Source organism: Citrobacter sp. wls827, from assembly GCF_005280875.1.
In the GTDB taxonomy this organism is placed as follows: domain Bacteria; phylum Pseudomonadota; class Gammaproteobacteria; order Enterobacterales; family Enterobacteriaceae; genus Citrobacter; species Citrobacter youngae.
In genome coordinates this window covers 142,807-149,555 of the sequence record NZ_SZWR01000023.1, presented here as the reverse complement: position 1 = coordinate 149,555, position 6,749 = coordinate 142,807, and the positions used below count along the sequence as shown (strand labels likewise).

Here is a 6,749-nt window from a genome sequence, read left to right as displayed (position 1 = left end):
CCGCCGCCGTGGCAGCGGCTGGTCACCGTCAGCGACTATGTTCCGCCGTTGAGCGGGCTTATCCACCAGCTTAAATTTTCACGGTACAGCGAAATAGCCCCTGCGCTGGCACGTCTGCTGTTGCTGGAGGTATTGCAGGCACGGCGCGTCAGCGGTCTTCCTCTGCCAGACAGGCTCATCAGCGTACCGCTCTGGCAGCGACGGCACTGGCGCAGGGGGTTTAATCAGAGCGAATTACTGTGTCGCCCACTGGCGCGCTGGCTGGGCTGCGACTGGGACAGCCGGACCATATCGCGGGTTCGGGCAACCGCCACGCAGCACCATCTCAGCGCCCGATTGCGTAAACGTAACCTGAAAAACGCCTTTCGCCTTGAATTGCCGGTGCAGGGACTCCATATGGTTATTGTGGATGATGTCGTCACTACCGGAAGTACCGTCGCGGAAATCGCGCAGCTGCTTTTACGCAACGGCGCGGCGACTGCCCAGGTATGGTGCCTGTGTCGAACCTTGTAGAGCCTCGATGATGGGCGTATTATAACCAAGTAAAATAGTCAACTATTAGGCCATTACTATGATCCATATTTCCGATGCTGCACAAGCGCACTTTGCCAAACTGCTGGCAAATCAGGAAGAAGGGACACAAATCCGCGTATTTGTGATTAATCCCGGCACGCCTAACGCTGAATGCGGCGTTTCTTATTGTCCGCCAGACGCCGTGGAAGCAACCGACACCGCCATTAAATTTGACCTGCTGACCGCATATGTTGATGAACTGAGCGCACCGTATCTGGAAGATGCAGAAATCGATTTCGTTACCGACCAGTTAGGCTCCCAGCTGACCCTGAAAGCGCCAAACGCCAAAATGCGTAAAGTTGCCGATGATGCACCGCTGATGGAACGCGTGGAGTACATGCTGCAATCGCAGATCAACCCGCAGCTGGCAGGCCACGGTGGTCGCGTCTCTCTGATGGAAATCACCGATGAAGGCTACGCCATTCTGCAGTTTGGCGGCGGCTGTAACGGCTGTTCAATGGTCGATGTGACGCTGAAAGAAGGTATCGAGAAGCAGCTGCTGGCTGAATTCCCGGAACTGAAAGGCGTTCGCGATTTAACCGAACACCAGCGTGGCGAGCACTCTTACTACTAGCGACCAGACTTGTAGGCCCGGTAAGACGCATCCGCGTCGCCATCGGGCATTGATGCCGGATGGCAGCGTAAACGCTTTATCCGGCCTACGCACTTACATTTCTCTGCACGTACCCTGCAACAATCCCCCGCATAATTTGACCAGCCTCTCATAATTTAAATTTTGCCTGTTCAGGTGATTTTCAAGCGCAGTATGTTACCCGTATCATTCGTATCAGCACCCAAGACGCACATAACAGCCAGCGAAACTGATTAGTTTTACGGGCAATCAGCATTGGTGCTGTGAATACGCTGTTCCCGGTCGGGACAATCGGAATTTGTCATCTAAACACTGACGTTACCCATAACAAAGTAAAGGCCAGGTAAATCATGCCATTAGTCATCGTTGCTATCGGTGTAATCTTGTTACTCCTCCTGATGATCCGTTTCAAAATGAACGGTTTCATCGCTCTCGTCCTGGTGGCGCTTGCTGTCGGATTGATGCAAGGGATGCCACTGGATAAAGTCATTGGTTCGATTAAAGCCGGTGTCGGCGGAACCCTTGGCAGCCTCGCCCTGATTATGGGTTTTGGCGCCATGCTGGGCAAAATGCTGGCGGACTGCGGCGGCGCACAGCGCATCGCAACCACCCTGATTGCTAAATTCGGCAAAAAACATATTCAGTGGGCGGTGGTATTAACCGGCTTCACCGTTGGTTTTGCCCTGTTCTACGAAGTTGGTTTCGTACTGATGCTGCCACTGGTGTTCACCATTGCCGCTGCTGCCAACATCCCGCTGCTGTACGTTGGCGTGCCGATGGCTGCCGCGCTGTCCGTAACGCACGGCTTCCTGCCACCGCACCCGGGTCCAACCGCTATCGCCACCATTTTCCACGCAGATATGGGTAAAACCCTGCTGTTTGGTACGATTCTGGCAATCCCGACCGTTATTCTCGCCGGTCCTGTTTACGCACGTTTCCTGAAAGGCATCGATAAGCCAATCCCGGAAGGTCTGTACAGCGCGAAAACCTTCACTGAAGAAGAGATGCCTGGCTTTGGCGTCAGCGTCTGGACCTCTCTGGTACCGGTCATTCTGATGGCGATGCGCGCCGTGGCGGAGATGATTCTGCCGAAAGGACATGCATTCCTGACGGTTGCAGAATTCCTCGGTGACCCGGTTATGGCCACGCTTATCGCGGTGCTGATTGCGATGTTCACATTTGGTCTGAACCGTGGACGTTCGATGGATCAGATTAACGACACGCTGGTATCCTCAATCAAAATCATCGCGATGATGCTGTTGATCATCGGTGGCGGCGGTGCCTTCAAACAGGTCCTGGTTGATAGCGGCGTGGACAAATACATCGCTTCGATGATGCACGGCTCTAACGTGTCTCCACTGCTGATGGCATGGTCTATCGCGGCGGTCCTGCGTATCGCACTGGGTTCTGCAACCGTTGCGGCAATAACCGCTGGCGGGATTGTGGCACCACTGATTGCAACGACCGGCGTAAGCCCTGAGCTGATGGTTATTGCAGTCGGTTCCGGTTCTGTCATCTTCTCCCACGTGAACGATCCAGGCTTCTGGCTGTTCAAGGAGTACTTCAACCTGACTATCGGTGAAACCATCAAGTCATGGTCAATGCTGGAAACCATTATCTCCGTCTGTGGTCTGGTTGGGTGTCTGCTGCTGGGTATGGTGGTTTAAGCGGGACAGCTTGTAGGCCGGATAAGGCAAAGCCGCCATCCGGCAATGTGCGCCAGAATTGCCTGATGGCGCTGCGCTTATCAGGCCTACGTGCTCTCACCATAATAAAGCCGGGGATATCCCCGGCTTTATTACTTCTTCTTCGCCGCTGCTTTTCGCCGCTTATCCAAATCCTTAATCAGCTTGTTCACGCCCTCATCTGCAAACATCTGCTCCAGTGTGGCGGTGAGCTTACGCCGCCAGTTTTTGTACTGGTCGCTGGTCCCCGGAATGTTGACCGGTTCAGCCATATCCAGCCAGTCTTCCGGTTGCAGGCCCAGCAACGCGCTGTTGCTGTCAGCGATGTAGCGTTGCATGCCGCGATTAAGAATCGGCGTCATCGACATCAGTGACGCCTTGTGACCAGCACGTTTTGGCAGGCAGCCGTATTTGTGCAGCGCGTCCAGCAGCCCCTGTTTCGCCAGCTCCCGGTCCTGATACAACCCCCGCAGCACGACTTCATCCGGGTACAGGCCCAGCGCCTTACCCAGCGTCAAATCGCCGCTATCCCAATAACCTTTAAGCGTAGGAAGGTCATGCGTCGCCGCGACTGCCATTGATTGTTCCGGGTACGCTTTCGGCGCACGGAAGTTTTTCTCATGGTCATTCTCGAAATAAAGCACTTTGTAGGAGTACACGCCGCTGTCGCGCAGCTTGCTGACGATCTCCACGGGAACGGTACCCAGATCCTCACCAATTACCATGCAGTGATGACGTTTACTCTCCAGCGCCAGAATTGAAAGCAGATCGTCGACCGGATAGTGCACGTAAGCGCCGTGATCGGCAGTTTCACCGTAGGGGATCCACCACAGACGCAGCATCGACATAACATGGTCGATACGCAGCGCGCCGCAGTTCTGCATATTGGCGCGCAGCAGTTCGATAAACGGTTCGTAGGCCCGTGCCGTGATGATGTGCGGATCCATCGGCGGCAGCCCCCAGTTTTGCCCAAGCGGCCCAAGAATATCCGGCGGCGCGCCAACTGAGGCTTTCAGACAATACAGTTCACGGTCACACCAGGTCTCTGACCCACCTTCTGCCACACCAACCGCCAGGTCGCGATACAGTCCAATCGGCATCGCAAAACCCTGGCTGGTTTTCCAGCAGTCAGCAAACTGGGTATACGCCAGCCACTGCAGCCACAGGTAGAAATCCACCTCATCACGATGCTCTGCGCAGAACTGTTTGACCTCCGGCGAATCTACCGACTGAAAAGCTTCCGGCCACACCGGCCATCCCCAGCGCAACGCATCCTCTTGCACCTGATGCGCATGCAACGCGTCAAAGGCTGCCTGCCAGTACAGGCTATCTCCTTCCTGAGCCACAAACTGGCGAAATGCCGCCATCTGCTCATCGTCACGTGCAGAGAAATTTTTCCACGCCATGCGCAGCGCGGTCATCTTCAGTGCGGTAACAGCAGAATAATCAACCCACTCGGCATCCCGCGCACGTTGCAGGGTTTGCTGAGTCGCGGGTTTCTGCCACCAGCTTTGCGCCTCTTTGCTCAGATGAAAATCTTCCACTGCGTTGACGTCGATATATATGACGTTCAACCAGCGACGTGATGACGGGCTGTACGGGCTGGCGCTTTCCGGGTTCGCCGGATACAGCGCGTGAATAGGATTAAGCCCGATAAACGCGCCGCCGCGTTGCGCCACATCTACCAGCATGGCGCGGAGATCGCCAAAGTCGCCAATCCCCCAGTTTTTCTCTGAACGCAGGGTGTAGAGCTGAACGCATGCGCCCCACAGTTTTTGCCCCTCCAGCAGCGCCTGCGGTTCATAGCAGCGCTTTGGCGCCACGATGACACGACAGTGGGTGCGCAGCTCGCCCTGCGTCAATGTCAGCGAGTGATAGCCCTCCGACAGTTTCGTCGGAAGGTGAAAAGATTTGCCGCCGATGGCATGCCCTTTGTGCTGTACGCCATCTTCAGTGGTCAGCAGCCAGCTAAACTCTCCGCTTCCCTCAACCGCCAGCGACATTTTCTTACCGGCGGTATAAACCATGACATTCGGCACTGGTGTCACCGCCACCTGCGTGGCGGCGGTGGTGCGATGCATGGCTTCAAGCAAACGCCGCTTGGTTTCGGCGCCAATAGACTGCGGTTTGCCGTGAGCGTTAATGTAATTGGGGCTGATCCCCGCCGCCAGCGCGGCATTATCCAGACGTTTGCTTTCCATCGCGATTCCTTAGCGTTTCGCCTGCCAGATACGCACCTGATAATCGCGGATGGAGCGATCCGAGCTGAACATGCCGCAACGTGCGGTATTCAGAATCGCCGCCCGGGTCCAGGCTTCCTGGTCACGATACAACACGTCAACCTGCTTCTGAGCTTCAACGTAGGCCGCGAAGTCCGCCATCACCAGATACGGGTCGCCGCCCTGCTTGCCGATACTGTGCAGCATCTGGTCAAAGGCATGCTTGTCGCCGTCGCTGTATTTCCCGCTTTCCAGCTCTTTCAGGACCGCATCCAGCACTTTGTCTTTCTTACGCCATTTCACCGGATCGTAACCTTTGGCCTTGAGCGCCTTCACCTCTTCCACGGTATGACCAAAGATAAAGATATTCTCGTCGCCCACTTTTTCGGCGATTTCGACGTTTGCGCCATCCAGCGTACCGACAGTTAAGGCGCCATTCAGCGCCAGCTTCATGTTGCCGGTGCCGGAAGCCTCTTTCCCTGCGGTTGAGATCTGCTCAGAGATATCCGCCGCCGGGATCAGCATTTCCGCCGCTGAGACACAGTAATCCGGCAGGAACACGACCTTCAACTTATCGCCAACTTTCGGGTCGTTATTGATGGTTTCCGCCACCTTGTTAATGGCGAAGATGATATTTTTCGCCAGGTAGTAACCCGGAGCCGCTTTCGCCCCAAACAGGAATACGCGCGGCACGCGATCGGCCTGCGGGTTCTCACGGATTTCTTTGTACAACGCCAGAATATGCAGCAGGTTCAGGTGCTGACGCTTGTACTCATGCAGACGTTTAATCTGAATATCAAAAATCGCGTTAGTCGTTATCTCAATACCGGTTCGCGCTTTAATAAACTTCACCAGACGCGCTTTGTTCTCCAGCTTGATGTCACGATACTGCTGACGGAACTTCGCGTCGTCGGCGTATTTTTCCAGGTTAATCAACTGGTCGAGGTCGTTAGCCCACTCTTTTTTCAGCGATTTATCCAGCAGCGCTGCCAGCGCCGGGTTGCACTGCTTAATCCAGCGACGTGGGGTAATCCCGTTGGTGACGTTATGGAATTTGTTCGGCCAGAGCTGGTGATATTCCGGGAACAGATCTTTCACCACCAGATCGGAGTGCAGCGCTGCCACACCATTAACCGCAAAGCCGCTGACCACGCACATGTTGGCCATGCGCACCTGTTTGTTGTGCACCACCGCCAGCTTCGCCCAGACTTCAGCATCACCCGGCCAGGTTTTATCGACCAGCGTCTTAAAGCGGTCGTTAATCTCTTTGATGATTTGCATATGGCGCGGTAATAGCGCTTTCACCAGCTTCTCATCCCAGCACTCCAGCGCCTCTGGCATCAAAGTGTGGTTGGTATACGCAAACGTCTTGCTGGTGATCGTCCATGCATCGTCCCAGCTCATCTGGTGCTCATCGATCAGCACGCGCAGCAGTTCAGGGATCGCAATAGTCGGGTGGGTGTCGTTCAGTTGAATAACTTCGTAGTCGGCCAGTTCGTGCAATTTACGTCCCGCCAGATGATGGCGGCGCAGAATATCGGCTACGGAGCAGGCGCACTGGAAGTACTGCTGCATCAGGCGCAGCTTTTTACCCGCGGTGTGGTTATCGTTCGGGTACAGCACTTTGGTCAGTTTTTCGGCGTCGATGCCCTGCTGCTCTGCGCGCAGGAAATCACCGTC

General features: G+C 55.2%; 5 protein-coding genes. 3 read left to right on the top strand and 2 right to left on the bottom strand.

Features of this window, described 5'->3' with window-relative positions:
- The 3 genes from gntX to gntT all read left to right on the top strand — a co-directional run.
- On the top strand, window positions 1-513 hold a 513-nt coding region (gene gntX / locus FDX03_RS20150), incomplete at its 5' end, for a DNA utilization protein GntX (protein ID WP_249357130.1).
- Between the two features lie 58 nt (window positions 514-571).
- Window positions 572-1,147 carry a Fe-S biogenesis protein NfuA gene (nfuA, locus tag FDX03_RS20145; protein ID WP_003023509.1) on the top strand — a complete coding sequence of 192 codons (576 nt, stop codon included), beginning with the start codon at window positions 572-574 and terminating at the stop codon, window positions 1,145-1,147.
- 368 nt (window positions 1,148-1,515) lie between these two features.
- The gene (gene gntT / locus FDX03_RS20140; RefSeq protein ID WP_003023507.1) at window positions 1,516-2,832 is read left to right on the top strand and encodes a gluconate transporter; all 1,317 of its coding nucleotides are present in this window, start codon (window positions 1,516-1,518) and stop codon (window positions 2,830-2,832) included.
- A 131-nt stretch (window positions 2,833-2,963) separates the two neighbouring features.
- Here gntT and malQ read toward each other — a convergent pair whose 3' ends face one another.
- Both malQ and glgP read right to left on the bottom strand, forming a co-directional pair.
- Window positions 2,964-5,051: a 4-alpha-glucanotransferase gene (gene malQ, locus FDX03_RS20135; protein WP_137346487.1), complete on the bottom strand. Its 2,088-nt coding sequence runs from the start codon at window positions 5,049-5,051 to the stop codon at window positions 2,964-2,966.
- Window positions 5,052-5,060: 9 nt separating this feature from the next.
- Window positions 5,061-6,749, bottom strand: a 1,689-nt coding sequence (glgP, locus tag FDX03_RS20130) for a glycogen/starch/alpha-glucan family phosphorylase (protein ID WP_249357129.1), incomplete at its 5' end; no start/stop codon positions are given.

Bases quoted from the DNA above. Each gene is read 5' to 3' on its own strand.
- gntT (WP_003023507.1), top strand. From the start codon at position 1,516: ATGCCATTAGTCATCGTTGCTATCGGTGTAATCTTGTTACTCCTCCTG.
- malQ (WP_137346487.1), bottom strand. From the start codon at position 5,051: ATGGAAAGCAAACGTCTGGATAATGCCGCGCTGGCGGCGGGGATCAGC.
- nfuA (WP_003023509.1), top strand. From the start codon at position 572: ATGATCCATATTTCCGATGCTGCACAAGCGCACTTTGCCAAACTGCTG.